This window comes from Enterococcus sp. AN402 (assembly GCF_040719405.1).
Taxonomy (GTDB): Bacteria; Bacillota; Bacilli; order Lactobacillales; family Enterococcaceae; genus Enterococcus; species Enterococcus faecalis.
In genome coordinates this window covers 359305-381786 of sequence record NZ_JBFDTM010000004.1, presented here as the reverse complement: position 1 = coordinate 381786, position 22482 = coordinate 359305, and the positions used below count along the sequence as shown (strand labels likewise).

The following is a 22482-nucleotide window of genomic DNA, read 5'->3' as shown; positions in this document are numbered from 1 at the left end:
AACAGCTTGGCACCAGAATCAATCTAGATTCTGGTGCCAAGCTGTTTTTTATTTACTTTCTTGCCCCATCACAGCAAAGTAATTATCATCGTTATCTGCAAAATTAAAAACTAAGCCTGTTGGCAATTGAACCATTTCACCGACAGTAACCCCAGCCTCTTGCATTTTTTTATAGAGACCAATGATATCACCGCTAGCAAACATTAAAGAAGGGGTATTCCCCGCCACTTCTGGTGAATGTTTTTGAATAAAGGCCAAATCATATAAAACAATAATCGCTTCTGCTGATTCACTTGGTGCAATTTCTACCACCAATGTGCCGTCAACTTCCTCTCTTTCCTTTTCAACAAAGCCAAACGTTTGCCAAAATTGACTAGATTCCTCAACATTATTCACATATAACATAATCTTTACTTGGTTTGAAAACATTCCTTCACGTCCTTTTGAATTTAGTTAACAACTTATTATATACGTTCTTTTAAATAATTACTGCACTTTCGCTTAAAATCAAAATAAAAGTGTTTGAGCAAGACATTGCTCAAACACTTTTCGTTTTATTGATTTAGATATTTGCATCTAAGACAACGTCGCGATCATTTAAGACATCACGATCTAATTCATGAATACGAGCACTTGTTAACACACCTGCAACCATACTATCGTTAACGTTAACAGCTGTCCGCGCCATGTCAATAAGTGGTTCAACCGAAATTACTAAACCAACAATTGCAACTGGCAAGTTCATTGCGCCTAAAACGATTAGAGAAGCAAAAGTTGCTCCGCCGCCGACACCGGCTACGCCAAATGAACTGATTGTGACAACTGCTACTAACATTAAAATAAATTGTAAACTAAAGACATCAATTCCAACAGTTGGTGCAACGATGGTTGCTAACATAGCTGGATAAACGCCGGCACAACCATTTTGTCCAATAGATAAACCGAAACTACCAGCAAAGTTTGCTGTGGCATCATCGACACCTAATGCTTTGGTTTGTGTTTCAATATTTAATGGTAAAGCTCCTGCACTTGAACGAGAAGTAAAAGCAAAGCTCAAGACTGGAAAAACTTTTTTTAGATACGTAACTGGATTGACTTTTAAAGTAATTAAAATCAGCATGTGAATGGCCAAAACAATGATTAAGGCCACATACGATGCCAACACAAATTTACCTAAGTTAATAATCGCAACAAAATCACTTGTTGCTACAACATTAATCATTAACGCTAACACGCCATAAGGGGTCAAGCGTAAAACTAAGGTAACAATTCGCATGGTAATTTTATATAAACTATCAATTAAATTTGCAAAAAATTCAGCTTCTTTTGGCGCTTTACGACGAACGCCTAAATAAGCGACACCAACAAACGCAGCAAAGATTACCACCCCAATGGTACTCATTGGTCGTGTTCCCGCAAAGTCAGCAAAGACATTTTTAGGAATAAATGAAACGATTTGTTGTGGAATCGTCAAATCTTGAATCGCATCTTGACGCGTCGCTAACTCGGCAATTCTTGACGTTTCTGCAGCACCTTGCGTGAATTTTGCCCCTTGAAGACCAAACGCTAAGGTTGTTCCAATCCCCACCAAGGCAGCTACTGCTGTTGTTCCTAGTAAGGTGGCTAACACATTAAAGCTAATTTTTCCTAATTTATTGGATTCTTTCATTTTTGTAAATGCACCTACAATAGATACAAATACTAACGGAATTACGAGCATTTGTAGAAACGCTACATAACCATTACCTACAATTCCGATCCATTCCATTGATTGCGTAGTAATTTTACTGTCTGTACCAAAAGCAAATTGAATAATTGCACCTAAAACAATCCCCACGCCCAATGCTGAAAAGACACGTGTTGAGAATTTTAAATGTTTCTTTTGCATTTGGTAGAAACCGAATAACACAGCAATAAATGCAAGGATCACTAATACAGTGATGAATGTTGTCATTTTAGTTCCTCCCTATGTTTTTAATGACAAGTACATCAAAGGAAGTAAAGGTTCCCGGTACTCACTCTCCAGTAAATACCCTGAAAACAGCAAACTGTTTCCAGTGATAGTTCTATTGTACCTTATTTTATAGCAAATAGTGGGATAATTTGCTTACTTTTTGATAGAAAATAACCGTTGCGATAGTTTAAAACTATCACCAAGCGTTGTTTTACTAGTCACTGTAAAAATAATTTGTTTTTTGTCCTCTTTCTTTTAAGCTGACGTGCTATACTTAGTTCTAGGAGGTTTAAGCGTATGCAAAAAATTTGTTGGATCCTTTCTGTCAACCGTGATGGAGCAATGTTGTATGTTGGGAGCCCTGCAAATGGAGGTCCTTGGCTCTTTTCAAATAAAGAGCAGCAAAACATCAAAGCCTTTTTTCAACCAACCTATGAAATTGACTTTATCAGTTATGATGTTCTTTCAGAGGAAGTACCAGAAGCTGCGTTCATTTTGTACAATGAAATGCTCGCTCCCTATCTTCCCGAAAAAATCACCAAAGTTGGTCAGCCGATTGCTTATGTGGATATCGCTACAAAAAATTATGAACAGTTTAAAAAAGCTTTGGTTGCTAAATCTTCACAAGAATAAAAACAGCGTTTGTAACGGAATCCGTTATAAACGCTGTTTTTAAAGTTTAAGCTTCTTCTGATTGTTGAAAATTCAATTGAACACCTGGACGATCCAGAGCAATTTCAGTTACTTCATAAGATAAACGTTCGACGATGCTAAATAAAGGACGCACAAGTTCATCGACTTCTTCTTGCGAAATATCTTCTTGTTTTTCAATTTTACGATCAATAATGTGATTAATTTGGCTAATCGCCCCTGATAAAACAAATTCGTCAAAGACAATTCGAAATTCTAAGCGAGCAACAAGTGCTGAGCTATTTTCTGGATAATTTTCTTCTTCTACTTCAATTGGTGAAAAACTGACACGTAAATCTGTCTCTACTTCTGAATCAGGTACTCGCATATCATAGTGATACGCTTCAACAATTTCTTGTTGGCGTTTAATTTCCATTATTTTTTCTCTCCTTTTTTAACAAGATATTCCCCTTTTAGAATATCCAATGGTTTCTTTTCTCAAGTATACCACAAGTCCGAAAGTTGCCTAGACCAAAAAACACAGAAGGTCAGACTTTTTTGATAAATTGATTTCGGCATTTTGAACAAGTGACTTTGATTGTTCCTCGTCCTTTCGGCGCACGTAATGACTGCTGACATTTTGGACATTTAAAATAACGATATCCTTTCTGAGTCATGTGTCGCTTGCGAAAAGCATGAACTTTTTGCATTAGGTGTTGTTTTCGAAGAATAAACCGTTGATTTTCATTCAATCGCGGGTGAATATGTTTTGAAAAAAAGCGATAATACACGTAGGCGCCTGTGATTAAAATCAATAACCGAACCCAAAGATAGCCAGTAAAAATATTGATGAGCGCCAGCACAACACTTGTTAGCAACAGCGTTCGATTCAATTCATCGAACCGGGCATAACGTCCTTGTAAAAATCGTTGCGCTTTTTTGCGCCAACGTAGAATGCGTTCAAACCAAATTTGGCCCATTTATCTTCCTTCTTTCGAGCATTATTTTTTGAATAAATGATTGATTTACAGAAACTTTCAATCAAAATTTACACTTACTAAGTCCAAATTTTGAACAACTGTTGGTTATTTTCGATGGTATACTTCTAGAGAAGTCAGGTCAACCGATGAATGACTTCGTTGATAATAGCTACCGCTATTTTATACAAACTTAAACTGTCGATGGATAGATTATCCGATTTTAACTTAGGGGAAGGTTAAAATCCGATTCTATAATTTAGCACTACACTCCTTTATTTAGTAGCAACTTTAGCCTATCTATCCACATTTTAAGTCAAAAAGAAGCAAGTCCGGACTTGCTTCTTTTTATTTATCTTTCTAATTCTTCAATTTTCTTCTCAATTAACGCCAAGACATATTGACACGCTTCAGGATCTTCGACAAAATCATATTTATCGCCATCAATTTGAATTTTAGGACTTTCATCATAGTCTTCGTACCATTGATCATAACGCTCGTTCAACATTTGATAGTAATCATACAACGTTGGATCTGTCTCAATTTGTTCATAAGGACGGCCACGTTTTTTGATGCGTTCTAACATTTTGGGAAATGAAATACGAATGTGAACTAACAAATCAGGTCTTTTTTTATGCGCAGCATAAGGCAATTCTTGGAGCATATTTTGTAATAAGTCATCGTACACTTTGACCTCTGTTTCGTTGGCACGACCTAAATCTGCATTTAAATGAAAAAGTAATGAATCTTCATAAATCGAGCGATCCAATACATTATTTTCATGCGTTAATGCTTGTTTAATACTATCAAAACGTTTATTTAAAAAATAAATTTGTAATAAAAATGCGTACTTTTCCGGTTCCGCATAAAATAAAGGTAATACCTCATTATCATCAACTGATTCGTAAAAGGCTTCTGAACCTAAACGGTTTGCAATTAAAGCTGTTAAACTAGATTTACCAGCGCCAATCGTACCTGCTAAAACAATCACTGCCATCGAACTCCCTACCTATTTTTTTCCATTTTATTTTTTATCTTCAACCAATTAAACATACCAAAAATTGAGTTAAAAGTATACATACAATACATAACAAATATCGCATAATCACCACCAGCGTGCGTCCCTGCTCGGAACCATAACAAAATTGAAAAAATATTTCCTAGTAGCCAAAACACGAATTGCGATTGATAACGTTTAATCATCAATAACATCCCTGTCGCTGAAACACTGAACGTGATTGCATCTAATGTTTGTTGCGCATCATTTACAAAACCTAACAAAATATATGCCGCTACGCCAATGAGCAACCACGTGAAAAAGGCATACAACCACTGAATACCTTTTAAAACTTTTACTTCGGTTACTTGACCCGAGCCATCCTCGCTAGCCCGAAGCCAAGCATAAAGCCCTGTAATGTCCATAATAATATAGAAGCTTTGTAAAAGAACTTCCGCATATACCCGTGTCACTAACCCAAAATAGCCAATAATCACTGCACTGATTAACCCAAAAATGTAATTGCTGACTTTTCCTTGGGCAATTAAATTCACACAAATGATGCCGGCTAAACCACCTACTAACGTAATCCAATTCGATGGATTGATAGCAAATGCAATCAACTGTACCCCCACCATCAAAGCTAAAAACAAGTAACTTCTCGTTTCCCAACCTTTAAAATCATTCACCAAAAAATTCTTATTCACGACAAATTTCCGACCTTCCTAAAACCAAACTTTTATCTGTTGACGTCTCAATAAGAGTACTCCGTTTTAAAAAACAAGTCAATCAGATTTCGGAATAAAAAGAAGATTTTAATACTATATATTGATTAAAAAAATAAAAAGATACTACATATAGTTATTTTGTAAGCTTTCTGATATCCTTTATTGCCACAATATTTTCTTCATCTTGTTTTAATCTTCTATGTAGTCATGGATTTGTTTCCATCTAATGATTCCTGCGGCAGAACCCTTTACGACGGTAGCGCTCCAAATTAATGTTGCGAAAGCGGAAGCAACCGCACATATTTATGCTTCAAATACAGTCATCGTTCACTCTTTTTATTGAAATGCTTAAAAATTGATGGCCTTATTTCTCGAATCTGGCCACTTATTAACTTATTACATGAAAACATTCGCCTAAAAAAAGCAAAAAAAACGACTAACCTAAATAATCGACCTACAAACAATTCCTTTCATTTGTAGGTCGATTATCTTTATTAGGTTTGATACGGATGTTTCGCCATCCCTAGTTTTCTTTACTGCTCATCTCTACTTATTTTTTTACTGTTTGCCAATAGCTCGTTGTCTGAAAGCACTATCCGTCCTTTGGTACTTTGTTCAAAGCTGTAAGCTTGCTCAAATAACGTTTGCTCTTTATTGGCAGTTTGTGTAAAAGTCAGCCCATAAGGTTGTCCTTCGCTGTTCGCTGCCAAAGGAACAGTCAATTCAGGATATCCTGCCACAGCACTTAAACCCGTACCTTCAGAATCAATAAAAGCATATCCGTCTAATTGTTGTTTTTTTAGCAACGCATCAAACGTTTGCTGTGCTTTTTTAATGGTTGCTTGAATGACTTCTTTATCTGGTTGTTTCTTTTTAACATCTGCTTCTAATAAATCTTGCCCATACTTGGCACGAACCTTTTTATCTTGTTGATTATACGCAATTAGTTCCTCCAGTGTTTTAAATGGTAAGTCATAACGTTTCGCAAATTCTTCCAATGCAAACTTAAATTCATTGGAAATAACTTTCCCGCCATCAATCCCTTCCATATCTGGCGTTACCGGAATCACTTCTGCTCCAGCTTTTTGGAGGGCCTTTTTAGCAGCCGTAAATTCTTCTTCAGCACTTGGCATTTCTAGCAACCCAATGCGTTGACCTTGTAAGTTATTTTTAGTAAATTTCGTTGAATCAATGCTCGGAACCGTGTCTTTCTTAAACGCATTATAGCCTTGTGCAGCATCAACGACACTTCGGGCAATCGGGCCAACTGTATCTAATGACGGTGCCAATGGCAAAACACCTTCGCCACTTACTGAACTGTGGGTCGGTTTAAAACCAACCACTGATTGATGAGAAGCGGGGGAAACAATCGATCCCATCGTCTCAGTGCCTAAAGAGAAGGCGCCGATATTCATCGTCACACTAGCCGCACTCCCAGAACTTGAACCTGAAGGTGTTATTTTGAGCGGCCCATAAGGATTAAGTGTTTGTCCATGTTTGGAACTATAGCCACTTGGTGCTTTCATTGACATATAATTCGCTAGTTCAGATAAGTTTACTTTTCCTAAAATCAAAGTTTGCGCCTCTGTTAACTTCTTAACTACTTCCGCATCTTCCTTAGGCTTGAACGTGCGTAAAGCATAAGCTCCTGCACTCGAAATCATGTTGGTCGTATTTATATTTTCTTTCAAAGTCACAGGAATACCATACAAAGGCTTCTTCGGTGTTTGAGAGGCTTGCTGATCAAATGCCTTTGCTTCCTTAATTGCTTGCGGATTGATTTCAGAGATGCTGTTCATGCCATTATCTATTTGATCGAACTGTAAAATACGGTCCAAATAAAACGCCGTAAGTTCTTCATAGGTCAATGTTCCTTCGGCAATCGCTTGCTGTAATTCAGTGATATTTTTTTCAATAATCAACGGTGCTTTGGTACGAGCTTTTTGTACATCTGTTTCTTTTAATTGGTCTTCAATCGTTTTAACGATTCTCTCTTGATTGTACATTGCTGGGGTTTCTGCCTCAGGAGTGAACTTTTTGAGTATAAACCAATACGCTGCAGCGCCTATTATGACTAACAAAACAGCAATTATTCCGATTACTTTTAAAAATTTAGACATTTTTATCCTCCTATACCATTTAAAGATTATCTTACTATGTTTATTTTTGCATGACAACTAACAGTTTTGTTCGTTAAAAAGACAAAATAGAGAGTAGGACATCCGTCAAAACGACCGATGTCCTACTCTCTAACGATTAAGATAGTCCGCTAAATGCGTTTGTTTTAGTCTTTTGTGAAAGTTAAATACTGAGAATTTATTGTGTAATTCGTGTACCACTTTCTCCTTTGATTGCTTCCGAAGCTAATTCTAAAAGCCCGATAATCGCCTGGCGGTTTGGTTTACTTTCTGCAAAACTGATGGCCGCTTCCACCTTGGGTAACATACTACCTGGCGCAAATTGATCTTCTTCTATATATTGTTGCATTGCCGTAACCGTAACATCGGTCAAAGCTTGTTGATTTGCTTGACCAAAGTTAACAAAAACATGTTCTACTGCAGTTAATACCACAAAAACATCTGCTTCAATGAGTTCAGCCATTTTTGCTGCCGCAAAGTCTTTATCAATGACTGCATCTACACCATGATAGACTGGACCATCATAGGCAATAGGAACCCCGCCGCCACCACAAGCAATTACGATTTGTCCTGCATCAACAAGTGTTCGCAAGCTAACTTTTTCGTAAATATCAACTGGTTTTGGCGAAGGAACTACCCGCCGCCAGCCTCGACCCGCATCTTCTTGATAGACGTTCCCAGTTTCCGCCATCAACTGTTTGGCTGTTTCTTCGTCATAATAACCACCAATTGGTTTTGTTGGTTTTGTAAACGCTGGATCTTTTGGATCCACCACGACTTGTGTAATTAACGTAACAACTGGTTGTTCCCCTAAATTTCTGGCTACTAGTTCTTCATCAATTGCTTGTTGTAAATGATAGCCAATATAGCCTTGGCTCATTGCTGTGCATTCAGGAAACGGCACGACATCTTCTGGAGATTGACTCGTTTCCTCAAAAGCTAAGCGAATTTTGCCAACTTGTGGCCCGTTGCCATGAGCAATCACCACTTGATGGCCTTGTTCAATTAAATCAACAATGGATTTTGCAGCGGTTTGTGCTTTTGCCAATTGTTCTTTCGAAGAATTTCCTAACGCATTTCCACCTAATGCAATCACTATTTTTGACATCTGTTTCCCTCCTAGCGCTTTGGTTCTTGTTGTGTGATACAGTGAATATTGCCGCCCCCATAAACAACTTCTACCGTATTAACGCCGACAATTTTTTTATCTGGGAACATCGTTTGAACTTGCTCTAAAGCCAAACGATCATTTTCATCACCATACTGTGGCACAATCACGCCATCATTTGTAATTAAAAAGTTCATATAGGATGCGATACAAATATCGCCATCTTCTCGTGGCATGGTTCCTTCCACGAAATCAATTTTGAAGGAGCCTTGAATAGTTACATTTTTGACAGGACAGCATAATTTGTGGACTTTTAATTGGCGTCCTTTAGCATCAGTCATTTTAAGCAAACGTTGATACGCATCTTGTGCCGCTTCATAAAACGGGCTATTTTGATCTTCAGTGTAAATACAAGCCACTTCACCAGGTGCAATAAAACAAGCTACATCATCCACATGACCATTAGTTTCTTCTGGGTCAATTCCATCACCTAGCCAAAGAACTTTTTCAACATTTAAATAGTCGCATAATTTTTGTTCGATTGCTTCTTTTGAAAGTTGTGGATTTCGACCTTCACTTAATAAGCACATTTCTGTAGTCAAGACTGTTCCTTGTCCATCTACGTGGAATGAACCGCCTTCTAAAACAAAATCATCTGTACGATAAGAATCTACATGCTCAATTTCACAAATTTTTTGTGCAACCAAATCGTCTTGGTCCCAAGGGAAATATAAACCATCTACTAATCCCCCCCAAGCATTGAATGTCCAATCCACACCACGGATTTCTCCATGGTCGTTAATGACAAACGATGGTCCACAATCACGAACCCAGGCATCATTGTTTGACATTTCGTAAACCGTAATTTCTGGCGGCAATTGGCGACGGCAATTTTGAAATTGTTGTTGAGAAACCACCACATTCATCGGTGTAAATTGACTAATTGCTTTGGCCACATTAGTAAAAGCTTCTTGGACAGGTTTACCACCATCGCGCCAATTATCCGGTCTTTCTGGCCAAATCATCCAAACTTTCTCTTGTGGTTCAAATTCTCCTGGCATTCTAAAGCCATCTTGTTTAGGGGTACTTCCTACAATTCGTTTAGCCATTTTCTTTCGTTCCCTTCTTAATTTTTTTCACGTAAATAATTACTTCACCAAACAGAATAAAAATGATTGCCCCAATTGTGATTGGTAATTTTTCATTTAATGCTGCGGGACTAAAATCTAAAGGCACTGCTGTGAAAATCAGTGAAATAATAATCATAATCATTGGCAAAACCACTAAAACTTTTAAAAATCCTGGTTTTCCGTTAACTTTAAACGGACGTGGTGTATCGGGATCAATTTTTCTAAGCTTATAAAAAGCTGGGAAAACCGGGATATACGATAACAAGAATAGGACGACATTCAAGGAGAAAAAGGCCCAGAATAAATCTTGATTAGGTAAAATTGGTGCTAATACAATGACCACCGATGCCACAATGCCATTCATCAAAGCAGCCCCAATTGGCATGTCATTTTTCTTACTACGTTTTTCAAAAAATTTAGGCATGTCACCATTTTCAGCAGCATAACAAGCTGTATTATTGACTCCTAATGACCAAGAAATCATGTTGCCGAACAACGTAAGAAGGAATAGGAAAGCCATCAACATAATGAACCAACCTTCTGTCGAGCCTGTCAATAGTTTAAAGCTATCCATCATACCACTGCCGGTACTAATTTGATCGGTGGGAATCGCTACCCCAATTCCAAAGGCTGAAAAAATATAAATGGCCGCAATGACTAACCCCGCTGCTACAATAGCTTGTGGAATTTGCTTCTTAGGATTTTCCATATCATCTGCAAACGTACAGATGACTTCAAACCCTAACAAATTAAAAATGATTACAGAAATAAAAGATAAACTCCTTAAGTCAAACGTTGGCAGCATTGATTTCAAGGTAAATTCATTGGCAACACCTTTCGTCAAGGCTACATACAATCCTAGCCCACCAATTAAGACAGCTAAAACCATCTTGATTACGGCAGCTCCATTTAGAATCCAGATACTGTCGCTGACTGGATAAAAACTAATCCAAACCACAATCCAAGTAAAAATTAATTCAACAATAATCATCATCGGTGTTGAAAACTTAATACCTGTAATTGTCGTTAATAGTTCTGGCGTCATAACGGCTAATGAAGCTAGCCACAATGGATAATTAATCCAATAATACCAAGAAACTCTGGCACCCCAACGATGACCATATGCTTTGGTCACCCAATCATAGATGCCCCCTTCACCAATATAAGTTGTTCCTAATTCTGATGAAATTAACCCATATGGCAATAGGAATGCAATTAATAAGAAAATCCACCAAAAAAACTGAGAATTACCAATTGCAGCAACAGGCGCCGCTGCTTCAGCAACGAAAACCACACAGATGACTGATAAAATGGCACTCGTTAAACTAAATTTCTTTTTCCCCTCCATGAAGACTCTTCCTCTCTTTATAAACTGTCCACTGATTCATTTTTTCAATCAGTGGACAGTTGGCCGTTAAATGCTTTGAGTGTCTAAGAAAACTTCTAGTTCTTTTTTCGCTTCTGCTTGCTTGATTAAATCATAAGGATTTTTTGCTTCATAATCATTCATAAGATATACTAATAAGCCACGAATAGATGTTAAACGGTTTTCTGCTTCATCGAAACAAATAGAATTTTTACCGTCAATCACTTCATCAGTTACTTCTTCCCCACGTGTTGCTGGTAAACAGTGCATGAATTTACAATTGGTACCTGCCCGATCCATCATTTCTTGATTCACTTGATATTTTGGATAGAAAACCTTCATACGTTCTTCTTCAGATAATTCCGCTTCGTACAAGCCATACCAAACATCCGTGTACAAGAAATCAGCGCCTTCAACAGAACTTGCATCATCTGTAACCAAAAAGCTACCGCCTGAAACTTCACAATTTTTTGCTAATTTCGCTTGATGCTCTTCATTTAATTGGAAACCTTCTGGACCGAAGTGAACAAAATTCATGCCCATTTTTGTTGTGATTAATCCTAAAGAAAAACAAACTTGTGTTGCATCTCCGACAAAGACAACTTTACAATCTTCTAATTTTTTGCCTTCTGGTAAATGCTCAACCATGGTACACAAATCACCTAATTCTTGGGTTGGATGATTGTAATCAGACATACCGTTAATGACTGGGATGGTAGCACAATTAGCTAAATCAACAATACTATGGTGACGTTCCACACGAGCCATCAAAATATCTACTAAACGTGACAATACACGGCTGGTATCTTCAATCGTTTCATGTCCCCCTAATTGAATTTGACCAGGTGCTAAATATTCGCCATGTCCACCTAATTGTTCCATTGCAGTTTCAAAAGATACTCGTGTTCGAGTTGAAGATTGTTGGAAAATCATTCCTAAAGATTTGTTTTTTAACAGTTGCGGATAATACCCATTTTTAATCGCTTCTTTAATTTTTAATGATAAATCGACTAAATAGTGCATTTCCTCTTTCGTATATGTTTCTGTTGTAACGTAATCTCTTTTCATGATGTGTTCCTCCTAAAAGTTGTTTTTGTTTACACATCGACTTTACCAAGTTTAGCGAAGAGTTTACTATCCACCAAAAGTTAGAAAACGCTTTCTTTTTCGGCGTGATTTTTCATTAAAAAAAGTTTATTTATGGTTATAAACCGTTGGTACACCAGGGGTTTATAAAAGTTTAGGCGGATTTCTCTCTAATTTCTGACCAATCATAGATTTGAAAATGGTATAATTATTTTGAAAAATCATTCACTTAAAATAAAAGATGAAAGGGGTTTCCAATCGTGACATTTGTTTTTATTTATAACATCTTGTTGATTATTTTATATTCGTTTACTTCAACCTTTACCTTAAATCTTTACTTGAAAAATAAACAACCGATTTTTTTATTGCTTCTCTTTTTAATGGTTATTTTTATTTGTGACAATGTGATTGTTTATATGACTGAGTTCATTAATTCGTTTGCAACCGAATATAATCAGACCTTTATGACCGCACCTTTTTTAAAGACCATCATTTTTATTTGTTGTAATTTTGCCTATCTGGCTATTATCAATACTATTAGTGGTCGTCCTTTTAAAAATTATCAATTTGTCTGGTTATTTTTAATTGGTTTATGGATGCTAGCTATTCCATTTTCACAAAATTCCGCCTTAAAAGTTTGGTTGTACTATTTACCCAATCAGCTATTTTTAATTTACCTTGGATGCTATGCGCTCTATCAACTACGAATAGATCCTTTATCAGCCCTTGCGAAAAAATATCTTCGTTTTATTGGTTGGCTAAGCATTGGTTTCGGTGTGGCGATTCTTTTGGAAGATACCTTCGTTATTTTTAACATTGACCAATATTCTGATATTGTCTTTAAAATTAACAACCGAAACGTTTCTGAAGATATTTATACAATCATTCTCTCCATCGCCATTATCTACTTCTGTAATCGTGATTTTCCTCTGTCGGTTCTTGAAAAAGACGCTGCTAAATTGGAAGAAAATCAATCAGATGAACCCGTACTTTTGGCGCCTTTTTGTGATGCCTATCAATTAACGCAGCGAGAACGAGAAGTGCTTTCGTTACTTTTAGAGTGCAAAACAAATCAAGATATAGCCAACGAACTATTCCTATCAATCGGGACAGTAAAAACACATATCCACAATATTTTCGTTAAATTAGAAGTAAACAAAAGAGCAGAAGTTTTTGTCAGTTATCAACTTTTTTCTCAACAACAAACTGAACATTTAGCGAGATAATTAAAAAGGAAGCCTCTCCGTGATCGGTGGCTTCCTTTTTGATTAACTATTTTCTTGTACTTGTCGAACTCTCTTTTCAATTTCTTGAAAGTTAATAATTTTAGCTTGGCGATGAATTTCTTTTCCTTCATAGTATAAGATAATGGTCGGTGCAGAAAAAGCATTTAATTGTCCAATTATTTCTGGACTTTTATCAGCTTCTGCAATGTATGTAGGAAATTCATATTTTGTTGCAATTTTTTCGACAATCGGTTTATCAACTGTACAAACACTACAATTTTTTGCTGTCAAAAAGACGGCTTGTAGACGATTGTCTGTAATTTTTTCTTCTAATTCTTCTAATGTTGTTACATATTCCACTGAATAGCCCTCCTTGTCTTTTGTCTAAAATAACAGATTTACTAGCAAAATAACAACTTATTTGTTTGGTTAGGAATGCTTTAACAAAAAAGTTGCCGCCCATTTCATTAATGGGCGGCAACTTTTTACTGATAACCGCTTATTTATTAAAAATTTTAGGCCCTTTGCGCATGTTTTTACGATCATTTTTGGGAGTTTCCATTTTTTTAGAACGGCCACCACCTTGTTTCTTTTTAATTAATTCTAACATTTTTTCTTTTTCATTCATTTAATCCACCGCCTTTGTTAATAACGTGACAGATTCAATGTGGGTCGTTTGTGGGAAATTATCCACTGGTTGAATTTCTTTTGCTTCATAGCCACCTTCTGTTAATAATGCAATGTCGCGAGCGAGTGTGGCTGGATTACAGCTGACATAAACAATTCGTTTAGGTTGCGTTTCAATTAATGTGTTTACTAATTGACCGTCTAACCCTTTCCGTGGTGGATCCACCACCACAACATCTGGTTGCAAGCCATTTTCAACTAATTTTGGCAATAATTCTTCCGCTAAACCAGCCGTGAAAGTGGCATTCTCAATATTGTTTAATTTAGCATTATTTTCTGCATCTTTGACCGCTTCTTCAATTACTTCAATACCGTAAACTTGCTTTGCATCTTGGGCTAAAGTTAAGCCAATCGTCCCAATCCCACAATAGGCATCCACCACAATTTCATTGCCTGTTAAAGCCGCATACTCTTTGACTTTTTGATACATCACTTCTGTTTGTTGTGGATTTACTTGATAAAATGAACGCGCGGAAATTTCAAATTTCAAATCAAAAATAGTATCTGTAATTTTTTCAGACCCATGTAATAAGATGGTTTCGTCGCCAAAAATGACATTGGTTCGTTTTGGATTTACATTTTGTACAATGCTGACTACTTCCGGAATAGCTTCCAAAATATCTGGCACAATTTTACTAATTGGGAATAATTTCGGTGTTCTCGTAATTAGAACAACCATCATCTCCCCAGTATGGTAGCCACGACGAACGACAATATGGCGTAAGTTCCCTGTATTATCAGATTCGTTATAAGGTTTTACGCTATATTTACGCATAATGTCACGGATTTTAACAATTGCTGCATCAATTTCGGGGTCTTGAATATAGAAATGTTCCATCGGAATTAAATCATGGCTATTTTTCCGGAAAAAACCTGTTTGTAGTTGGTTGTCAATTTTACGCACGGGAATTTGTGCTTTGTTCCGGTAATGCCACGGATCGTTCATCCCAATTGTTGGTAAAACAGGGACTTCTGGCAATTTAGCGACACGTTGCATAACATTTTCGACTTGTTGCGTTTTAAATGATAGTTGGGCGCCGTACGCTAAATGTTGCAACGGACTAATCCCGACTTTTGTAAAGTTTTCATCTTTCACGGGCACACGCTGTTCACTGCTTTTTAGGACAGTCAATACTTTCCCATAACCAAAACTTTTGCCTGTTTTTAAGACTTTGATTTCAAGTTTTTCACCTGGTAAGGCATTTTCAATAAACAATGGATAATGGTCCACTTTTGCCACGCCTAAACCTTCATGCGTCAAGTCAATGATTTCTACTTCAATGACGTCATTTTTCTTTACTGGATAATTTTTCATAAGTCGCTCCTTCTTTTTATACACTTCACTCATTCTAATGAAAATACCTAAGAAAAGCAACAACGAATTTTCATGGCGATTTAGCAATTTCGTTTGAGCTTTTTAGGTAAATAAAAGAATGAGATCCTTTCCCTTAGTCAAAAAATAGCCAATGAAAGATCTTATCAACTAAATCTTTCATTAGCTATTCACGGACTACCTATTGCTTTTCTTTTTCGGCAATCTTTCCATCGCCATCAATATCTTCGTCTGTTAGTCGTTCAACTTCTTTGACAAATTCTTTGCTGGCTTCGTTATATGCTTCTTCCTCTTCGTCTTCTGATTCTACGACAATCTCATCGCTACCAGTTAAGACAGAACCCATAATTGCATTGGACGGCAGTGCATCACCATTTGCAAAAATTTCAATGTGTTGATGCATATTTTTAAAGGTCATTGGAGCATCGCCACCATATTCACCATCTAAATTAATCATCATTTTATTGTTCTTTTCTAACGTTTCTGCATGTAAATAGCTAGTCTTTGTATAGATTAGTCGATGATCATCAACATGCTTTCCACCATTTAACATTAACGCAACTAAATGAAGAATCTCAAAAATATTGGCTGTTTTTACAATGATTAATGAAAACTTACCATCATCTAATTTAGCGTCTGGTACGATTTGCTCGAACCCCCCCACCGAGTTAGTCAGCCCTAGGAAAAACATTGAGGCGTTGCCTTCGTACACACCTTCATCATACGTCATGCGCATTTTAATCGGCTTCACTCGCGGCAACATTTCGGCTCCTTTGGCTAAGTACGCTAAGTAACCAAAAATACTTTTCAACTCTGATGGAACTTCATAAGTCAGTTCCGTTAAATGACCACCCGCCGCAATATTGATAAAGTAATTTTTGCCGGCTTGCCCAATATCCATTTTGACAGTTTGATTTTTTTTAATCACTTCTGCTGCCTTAACGATATTATCACGAGGAATCTTCAATGCCCGTGCATAGTCATTCGTCGTTCCAGCAGGAATAATGGCCATTTTAGGTCGCCGCTTCAACGGAGCTATCCCATTCACGACTTCATTAATGGTCCCATCTCCACCTGCTGCTACTAGTAAATCAAATCCTGCACGCGCAGCACGATGTGCTTCATTGCGTGCCGAATTTTCTTCTGGTGTGGTCGCAAATGCACTGGCTTCATAACCACATTCTTCTAAAATAGATAAAATATCGGCTAAGTTCTTTTTAATTAACTCTTTGCCTGACGTTGGATTATAAATCACTCTAGCTTTTTTCATGGTTTGCCTGCTACTTTCTTATCGTTTTGAAAGCTCTTCTTGCAATAACTTGTTAACCACACCTGGGTTTGCTTGTCCACGAGTTGCTTTCATAATTTGTCCAACAAGGAAACCAACTGCACGGTCTTTTCCGTTTTTAAAGTCATCAATTGATTGTTGGTTGTTGTCTAAAACTTCGTTAATCATTGGTAATAATTGCGCTGGATCAGATAATTGAACCAAACCTTTTGCTTCGACAACTTCTTTAGCGTCTCCACCGTTTTCAATTAACTCTTTGAACACTTTCTTCGCAATTTTCGAGCTGATTGTGCCATCGTTAATCAAAGTAATCATACCCGCTAGATTTTCTGGTGTTAGTTTAGTATCGGCTAATTCAACTTTTTCACTGTTTAAGTAAGCAGAAACTTCGCCCATTAACCAGTTTGATGCTTGTTTCGCATCTGCACCGTTTACTAAAGTTGCTTCAAAGAAATCTGACATTTCTTTCGTTAAAGTCAAGACCATTGCGTCGTATTCAGGTAACCCTAATTCACTGATATAACGGGCACGACGTGAGGCTGGCATTTCTGGCAAACTAGCGCGAACTTTTTCAATCCATTCATCATCAATTGAAAAACGAGGAACATCTGGCTCTGGGAAGTAACGGTAGTCACTTGAGCCTTCTTTAACACGCATAAGCAACGTTGTACTAGTTGCTTCATCAAAGCGGCGTGTTTCTTGTTGAATTTCGCCACCAGATAATAGGACTTTGGCCTGGCGTTTTTCTTCATAAGCTAAACCTTTTTTTACAAAGTTCATGGAGTTCAAGTTCTTTAATTCCGCTTTAGTACCAAATTCTTCTTGACCATACGGACGTAAAGAAATATTGGCATCACAACGCATAGAACCTTCTTCCATTTTCACATCAGAAACTTCTGTAAATTGGATAATTGAACGCAACGCTTCTAAGTAAGCATACGCTTCTTCTGGTGAACGCATGTCTGCTTCAGAAACGATTTCAATTAAAGGCGTGCCTTGACGATTCAAGTCTACATAAGAATAGCCATCTGTGCCGTGAATATTTTTCCCAGCATCTTCTTCTAAATGCACCCGTTCAATGCGAATTTTTTTCTTTTTGCCTTCGACTTCAATTTCAATCCAACCATCATGTCCGATTGGTTGATCAAATTGAGAAATTTGGTATGCTTTCGGGTTATCTGGGTAAAAATAGTTTTTACGGTCAAAATGTGTTTCTTTTGAAATTTCACAGTTCAAGGCAAGTGCTGCTTTCATGCCAAATTCTAAGGCACCTTTATTCATGACAGGCAAAACACCTGGGTAACTCCAGTCAACCACATTTGTGTTGCTGTTTGGTTCTGCTCCGAAATGCGCTGGCGCAGAGGAGAAAATTTTAGAGTTGGTTTTCAATTCTACGTGGACTTCTAATCCAATGACAGTTTCAAAGTTCATTAATCGTTCCCCCCTAAAATGACTGGTTTTTTCGTATGGAAATCTGTCGCTTGTTCAAAAGCATAGGCTGCTTTATACATTGTATGTTCGTCAAAATGTTTTCCAATAATTTGTAAACCAACTGGCAAGCCTTCTGAGAAGCCTGCTGGAATGGACATGCCTGGTAGTCCTGCTAAGTTGACAGGAATGGTTAAAATATCATTCATATACATTGTGATTGGATCATTGATGTTTTCCCCTAGACCAAAGGCAACTGTTGGTGTGGATGGGCCAATGATTAAGTCATAATCCGCAAAGACATTCTCAAAATCTTGTTTGATTAGTGTACGGACTTGACCAGCCTTTTTAAAGTGCGCATCATAATAACCAGCACTTAAAGAGAAGGTTCCTAACATAATCCGACGTTTAACTTCTGTTCCGAAACCTTCAGAACGTGAATTAACATAGACATCTTCTAGATTTTGGACATTTTCGGAACGGTAACCATAACGAATACCATCAAAGCGTTGTAAGTTTGAACTTGCTTCTGAAGAGGCAATAATATAATAAACCGCTACGCCGTATTTAGAATGTGGCAAACTAACTTCTTCCACCGTTGCTCCTAAAGATTTAAATGTTTCTGCTGCTTTTAATACCGCTTCACGAACATCTGGGTGTACCCCTTCACCTAAGTATTCTTTTGGTAAAGCAATTTTCATGCCTTTGATGTCGCCAGTTAAATCTGCCGTAAAATCAGGAACAGAAACGCCTGCAGAAGTGCCGTCTTTTTCGTCATAACCACTAATTGCATTTAAAGCTAAGGCATTGTCTTTAACATTTCGTGTCAATGGACCAATTTGGTCTAAACTTGAAGCAAAAGCAATCAAGCCAAAACGAGACACACGTCCATAAGTTGGCTTCAAGCCCACAATACCGTTGAATGCGGCTGGTTGGCGGATACTGCCACCTGTATCGCTCCCTAAAGAAACTGGGACTTGTCCGGCTGCGACAGCAGAAGCTGAACCACCAGAAGAACCACCAGGGACTTTCGTTTGATCCCAAGCATTTTTTGTTTTCTTGAAGTAAGACGTTTCCGTACTTCCGCCCATGGCAAATTCATCCATGTTCAATTTTCCGACTGGAATCATATCCGCTTGATAGACTTTATCCATCACGGTCGCATCATAAATTGGGTCAAAATTGTGTAACATTTTTGAGCCAGCTGTTGTTAAAATATCTTTTGTGACAATGTTGTCTTTAATCCCAATTGGAATCCCAGCTAATGGATTACTTTCAGTGATGCCTTTTAAGTCAATCGCTTTGGCTAATGCCATTGCTTTTTCTTCACTAACTGTGATAAAAGAACCTAGTTGTTCTTCTGTATTTTGAATACGATTTAATGTTTCTTCGGTTAAATCAACTGCAGTGATTTCTTTTGAGACCAATAAATCATGTAACTCTGTTAACGATTTGTCGTATAATTTTTCCATTAGGCTCCTGCCTCCCCGTTATCCATAATTGCAGGCACTTTAATGTAACCATTCTCTGATTCCGGAACATTCCGCATTAATTCTTTACGGTCCATTCCTGGTGTCGCTACGTCTTCACGCATGACATTGATTGATTCATTCACATTTGAAGTAAAAGGAACCCCTGTTGTATCTACTTCTTCTAGTAATTCCACCATATCAATAATTTTATCTAGTTGATTGGTAAAGTCCGCTAATTCTTCTTCGGAGAAAGATAATTTTGATAATTTAGCGACATGTTTGACTTGTTCTTCTGTAATTGCCATAGATACCCTTCTTTCTATCATTTACTGAAATTTTCATTTTCAGATTAATCAATTGGATTGTATTTCTTTAAACAGCTTAGCACAGCTGCTCACTCTGTTCCCATTCTACCATAAAATGGTCGGATATTTTAGATGAAACCTTGAATTTCATTGATAATTTGTCGCTCGCAAAAATGACGGAAATATGTTATTATGAAAATGAAAAGAGAGATATGCAGGAACATACCTCTCTAATAGCCACTACCAGTTATAAGAACTGGTGGCTTACTGAGTTATTGGTTTTATTTCAAACGCTTAACCGTTCAGCTCCTCAAAGCTTATGAACGGTTATTTTTGTTGTCTAAGACAAGCGCTAAGATACCGAAGATAATGGTCACAACAAGTGTTGCAAAACCAATCATCAGTCCTAGCGCTGCTTCAACGGACAAAAACATTGCTCCTTTCGTTAAAGTAAGAAGAATTGCGCATAAGCATCAACCTCCTTTCTCAACTCAGAAAGTCCTCGTTCATATAACTTTTATGACTAAAATAAGTATACCATCAAATTACTACATAAAATCTGACAACGTTAATTTTTCTTCTTAAAAATGACTTGCATCTAACGCATCGACCATTTCTTGTTCATTCCAAACGGTCACGCCTAAGCTTTCAGCTTTGGTTAATTTACTGCCTGCATCTTCGCCAGCAACCACAATGTCAGTTTTTTTCGAAACACTCCCTGTAACTTTTCCACCAAGATTTTCAATTTTTTCTTTGGCTTCTTCGCGAGTGTACTGCGTTAATTTTCCTGTTAAAACAACTGTTTTGTCTTTGAAAGGTGACTCCACTTCTGCTAATTGTTCTGTCCGGAGACCTTTATATGTCAAGTTCACTTGGGCTTTTTCCAGTTCAGCCATTAATTCATGAACTTCCTCATTTTCAAAATACGTCACAACGCTGTCTGCGATTGTTTCGCCAATTGAATCCAAAGCCACAATTTCTTCCGCAGTTGCTCGACTTAAGGTTGATAAATCACCAAAATGCTCCGCTAAAATTTTCGCCGCTTTCGCACCCACATGGCGAATCCCTAAGCCAAAAATCAAACGTTCGACAGAGTTTTCTTTACTCCCTTGAATGGCAGTATAAATGTTGTTTGCTGATTTTTCTTTGATTTTATCCAAAGTCATTAACTGTTCTTCTGTTAAGAAATACAGATCCGCTACGTCTTTCACTAATCCTTTGTCATACATTTGTGCTAACACTCTTGGCCCCAAGCCATCAATGTTCATTGCGTTTCGTGAGACAAAGTGATTCAGCCCTTCTTTAATTTGCGCAGGGCATTTTGGATTAATACAACGTAACGCCACTTCCTCATCTAAATGCACCAACTCACTATGACAAATTGGACAATGTGTCGGCATTTCATAAGGCTGACTATCGGCTGCACGTTTTTCAACTAGGACTTGCGCTACTTCTGGGATAATATCGCCGGCTTTGTAAATAATAACATGATCATTTAAACGGATATCTTTCATTTGAATAAAATCTGCATTATGCAAACTTGCCCGACTAACCGTGGTTCCCGCGACTCGTACAGGAGCCATGACCGCAGTAGGAGTGACCACTCCCGTGCGCCCAATTGTCCATTCAATATCTTCCACTACTGTCTCTGCTTCTTCTGGTGGAAATTTGTAGGCAATCGCCCAGCGAGGTGCTTTGACAGTGAAACCTAATTCATCTTGCAACGCAAATTCGTTCACTTTAATCACAATTCCATCGATTTCGTATGGCAAAGTGCTCCGCTTTTCATGGTATTCTTCAATGTAGGCCCAAACTTCATCGATTGACTGACATAATTGACGTTCAGGATTGGTTCTAAAACCAATTTCAGAAAGCTCTTCTAATGCCTCAAACTGCGTCTTCGCTTTCATCGGTCCAAAGTCAGCAACTGTGTATAAAAACGTATTTAAGTTCCGTTTCGCCACAATTTTTGTATCTAATTGGCGCAAACTTCCCGCCGCTGCATTCCGAGGATTGGCAAAAATATCTTGGCCATTTTCTTCACGTTCTTCATTCAACGCGACAAAGGATTGTTTAGGCATGTAGCACTCGCCACGAACTTCCACTGAAATGGGCTCCGTTAAACGCATCGGTACAGAGCGAACCGTTCGTAAGTTCTCTGTAATGTTTTCACCAACCGTTCCATCGCCTCGTGTTGCTCCGCGTACAAACACCCCGTTTTCATAACGTAATGAAATTGCTAACCCATCAATTTTCAACTCGCAACAGTAAGCAACGGGTTTACCAATCGCCTTACGAACACGTTCATCAAAAGCAAAAATGTCTTCCTTGCTAAACCCATCATTTAAACTATACATTGGAATGTCATGCGGAGCTTTTTCAAAACCAGATAAAACTTTGCCACCTACACGTTGTGTCGGCGAATCTGGCGTGATTAAATCAGGAAACTCCGTTTCAATATCGACTAACTCTTTATACAAACGATCGTAAACATAATCTTCTACGGATGGTTGATCTTTGACATAATATTCATGGGAATATTGATTGAGTTGTTTTCTTAATTCTTGCGCACGAGTTGTCGCCGCCGTTAATGTTAATGGTTGTTGTTCCATCGTAGAACTCCTCCTCA

The 22482-nt window shown here is 37.6% G+C and carries 23 protein-coding genes; 3 read left to right on the top strand and 20 right to left on the bottom strand.

Features of this window, described 5'->3' with window-relative positions; genetic code table 11:
- Positions 1–48: 48 nt before the first annotated feature.
- The gene (locus tag AB1I62_RS03270) at positions 49–429 is read right to left on the bottom strand and encodes a VOC family protein (protein WP_033597357.1); all 381 of its coding nucleotides are present in this window, start codon (positions 427–429) and stop codon (positions 49–51) included.
- Positions 430–562: 133 nt separating this feature from the next.
- Positions 563–1954: an L-cystine transporter gene (locus tag AB1I62_RS03265; protein WP_104859269.1), complete on the bottom strand. Its 1392-nt coding sequence runs from the start codon at positions 1952–1954 to the stop codon at positions 563–565.
- A gap of 297 nt (positions 1955–2251) precedes the next feature.
- Here AB1I62_RS03265 and AB1I62_RS03260 point away from each other — a divergent pair, with 297 nt between their 5' ends.
- Positions 2252–2587, top strand: a complete 336-nt coding sequence (locus AB1I62_RS03260; RefSeq protein WP_002355597.1) for a hypothetical protein — start codon at positions 2252–2254, stop codon at positions 2585–2587.
- Positions 2588–2633: 46 nt separating this feature from the next.
- Here the strand turns inward: AB1I62_RS03260 and AB1I62_RS03255 are convergent, their stop codons facing one another.
- The 9 genes from AB1I62_RS03255 to ptcA all read right to left on the bottom strand — a co-directional run bounded on the left by AB1I62_RS03255 (position 2634) and on the right by ptcA (position 12096).
- Positions 2634–3020, bottom strand: coding sequence for a DUF1149 family protein (locus AB1I62_RS03255; protein WP_002358717.1), 387 nt, complete (start codon positions 3018–3020; stop codon positions 2634–2636).
- A 112-nt stretch (positions 3021–3132) separates the two neighbouring features.
- Positions 3133–3564, bottom strand: a complete 432-nt coding sequence (locus AB1I62_RS03250; RefSeq protein WP_104859268.1) for a hypothetical protein — start codon at positions 3562–3564, stop codon at positions 3133–3135.
- A gap of 349 nt (positions 3565–3913) precedes the next feature.
- Positions 3914–4558: a deoxynucleoside kinase gene (locus AB1I62_RS03245; protein ID WP_002355594.1), complete on the bottom strand. Its 645-nt coding sequence runs from the start codon at positions 4556–4558 to the stop codon at positions 3914–3916.
- A gap of 8 nt (positions 4559–4566) precedes the next feature.
- Positions 4567–5265, bottom strand: a complete 699-nt coding sequence (gene pnuC / locus AB1I62_RS03240) for a nicotinamide riboside transporter PnuC (RefSeq protein ID WP_002355593.1) — start codon at positions 5263–5265, stop codon at positions 4567–4569.
- A 554-nt stretch (positions 5266–5819) separates the two neighbouring features.
- On the bottom strand, positions 5820–7406 hold the full coding sequence (locus tag AB1I62_RS03235) for an amidase family protein (protein ID WP_104859267.1): 1587 nt from the start codon (positions 7404–7406) through the stop codon (positions 5820–5822).
- A gap of 196 nt (positions 7407–7602) precedes the next feature.
- Positions 7603–8532: a carbamate kinase gene (gene arcC / locus AB1I62_RS03230; protein ID WP_002366182.1), complete on the bottom strand. Its 930-nt coding sequence runs from the start codon at positions 8530–8532 to the stop codon at positions 7603–7605.
- A gap of 11 nt (positions 8533–8543) precedes the next feature.
- Positions 8544–9641, bottom strand: a complete 1098-nt coding sequence (gene aguA / locus AB1I62_RS03225; RefSeq protein ID WP_002383005.1) for an agmatine deiminase — start codon at positions 9639–9641, stop codon at positions 8544–8546.
- A complete protein-coding gene (locus AB1I62_RS03220; RefSeq protein WP_002355588.1) occupies positions 9634–11010 on the bottom strand; it encodes an APC family permease in 1377 nt (458 codons plus the stop codon). The genes aguA and AB1I62_RS03220 overlap by 8 nt, the downstream gene beginning before the upstream one ends.
- Positions 11011–11076: 66 nt before the next feature.
- The gene (gene ptcA, locus AB1I62_RS03215; protein WP_048949570.1) at positions 11077–12096 is read right to left on the bottom strand and encodes a putrescine carbamoyltransferase; all 1020 of its coding nucleotides are present in this window, start codon (positions 12094–12096) and stop codon (positions 11077–11079) included.
- A gap of 398 nt (positions 12097–12494) precedes the next feature.
- Between ptcA and AB1I62_RS03210 the strand changes: the two genes are divergently transcribed.
- A complete protein-coding gene (locus tag AB1I62_RS03210; protein WP_002392183.1) occupies positions 12495–13340 on the top strand; it encodes a helix-turn-helix transcriptional regulator in 846 nt (281 codons plus the stop codon).
- Between the two features lie 42 nt (positions 13341–13382).
- On the opposite strand, the gene AB1I62_RS03205 is transcribed toward AB1I62_RS03210, so the two are convergent.
- The 8 genes from AB1I62_RS03205 to AB1I62_RS03170 form a co-directional block, all read right to left on the bottom strand.
- Positions 13383–13700: a thioredoxin family protein gene (locus AB1I62_RS03205; protein WP_002355583.1), complete on the bottom strand. Its 318-nt coding sequence runs from the start codon at positions 13698–13700 to the stop codon at positions 13383–13385.
- A gap of 139 nt (positions 13701–13839) precedes the next feature.
- Entirely contained in the window at positions 13840–13968 is a 129-nt protein-coding gene (locus tag AB1I62_RS03200) for a hypothetical protein (RefSeq protein WP_002355577.1), read from the bottom strand.
- Positions 13969–15342 carry a 23S rRNA (uracil(1939)-C(5))-methyltransferase RlmD gene (rlmD, locus tag AB1I62_RS03195; protein WP_002368027.1) on the bottom strand — a complete coding sequence of 458 codons (1374 nt, stop codon included), beginning with the start codon at positions 15340–15342 and terminating at the stop codon, positions 13969–13971.
- 199 nt (positions 15343–15541) lie between these two features.
- Positions 15542–16630: a diacylglycerol kinase gene (locus AB1I62_RS03190; protein ID WP_048737362.1), complete on the bottom strand. Its 1089-nt coding sequence runs from the start codon at positions 16628–16630 to the stop codon at positions 15542–15544.
- Positions 16631–16648: 18 nt separating this feature from the next.
- Positions 16649–18079 (bottom strand): Asp-tRNA(Asn)/Glu-tRNA(Gln) amidotransferase subunit GatB, encoded by a 1431-nt coding sequence (gene gatB / locus AB1I62_RS03185; RefSeq protein WP_002355571.1) that lies wholly within the window; start codon positions 18077–18079, stop codon positions 16649–16651.
- A complete protein-coding gene (gatA, locus tag AB1I62_RS03180) occupies positions 18079–19548 on the bottom strand; it encodes an Asp-tRNA(Asn)/Glu-tRNA(Gln) amidotransferase subunit GatA (RefSeq protein WP_048737364.1) in 1470 nt (489 codons plus the stop codon). Before gatA ends, gatB begins: the two co-directional genes overlap by 1 nt.
- Positions 19548–19853, bottom strand: coding sequence for an Asp-tRNA(Asn)/Glu-tRNA(Gln) amidotransferase subunit GatC (gene gatC, locus AB1I62_RS03175; RefSeq protein WP_002355569.1), 306 nt, complete (start codon positions 19851–19853; stop codon positions 19548–19550). The genes gatA and gatC overlap by 1 nt, the downstream gene beginning before the upstream one ends.
- A 317-nt stretch (positions 19854–20170) precedes the next feature.
- Entirely contained in the window at positions 20171–20287 is a 117-nt protein-coding gene (locus AB1I62_RS03170) for a putative holin-like toxin (RefSeq protein WP_002355568.1), read from the bottom strand.
- On the opposite strand from AB1I62_RS03170, the gene AB1I62_RS03165 reads away from it, so the two are divergent.
- Positions 20250–20438, top strand: coding sequence for a hypothetical protein (locus AB1I62_RS03165; protein ID WP_336605333.1), 189 nt, complete (start codon positions 20250–20252; stop codon positions 20436–20438). The two genes, AB1I62_RS03170 and AB1I62_RS03165, sit on opposite strands and share 38 nt — an antisense overlap.
- On the opposite strand, the gene ligA is transcribed toward AB1I62_RS03165, so the two are convergent.
- Positions 20435–22465 (bottom strand): NAD-dependent DNA ligase LigA, encoded by a 2031-nt coding sequence (ligA, locus tag AB1I62_RS03160; protein ID WP_048737366.1) that lies wholly within the window; start codon positions 22463–22465, stop codon positions 20435–20437. The two genes, AB1I62_RS03165 and ligA, sit on opposite strands and share 4 nt — an antisense overlap.
- Between the last annotated feature and the right edge of the window lie 17 nt (positions 22466–22482).